The organism is Variovorax sp. P2_H12 (assembly GCF_056403395.1).
This window is the reverse complement of the sequence record NZ_JBFUFO010000160.1, coordinates 1-513: the sequence shown is the minus strand read 5'-3', so window position 1 is coordinate 513 and position 513 is coordinate 1. Positions and strand designations below refer to the sequence as shown.

The 513-nt window shown below is 63.9% G+C and carries 2 protein-coding genes; one reads left to right on the top strand and one right to left on the bottom strand.

The window, feature by feature from the left end:
- Window positions 1-216, bottom strand: a 216-nt coding sequence (locus tag AC1DYK_RS35640) for an SDR family NAD(P)-dependent oxidoreductase (protein ID WP_478170558.1), incomplete at its 3' end; no start/stop codon positions are given.
- 62 nt (window positions 217-278) lie between these two features.
- Between AC1DYK_RS35640 and AC1DYK_RS35635 the strand changes: the two genes are divergently transcribed.
- A partial coding sequence (locus AC1DYK_RS35635; protein ID WP_478170557.1) for an ArsR/SmtB family transcription factor occupies window positions 279-513 on the top strand: 235 nt, incomplete at its 3' end.

Sequence of the window (513 nt, the reverse complement as noted above, 5' to 3'; positions counted from 1 at the left end):
CTGCACGATCCGTTCGGGTGCGCCTGCGGCACTGACGTCGGCACTGAGCGTCTCGATGGCCGGATGGAGATCGGCTGTCTCGCGCAGCGCCTCCGCTCGTCTCCCCACTCCCAGCACCCGCGCTCCCGCTTTCGCGAAGGCCAGTGCGGCAGCGCGCCCGATCCCGGAACCAGCTCCGGTCAGGATCACAACATGGTCGGTAAAACGGCTGGGCATCACTGATACATCCCTATTGTTCGATGTTCATCGAAGATCGAAGATGGTATTAGTATAGGAGCATGAAGAATCAGCATTCGCCGAGCGCGAGCGAGATCACACTGCCTCGTGTGCTGGCCGCACTCAGCGACCCCACTCGGCTGGGCATCGTGCGACTGCTGGCCGATGGCCGCGAACGTGGATGGGGCCAACTGCAGGCACCGGTGGCCAAGTCGACCCTGAGCCACCACCTGAAGGTCCTTCGCGACGCAGGCATCACGCAGACGCGCCAGGAAGGCACCCGCTGCTTCGTGGCCT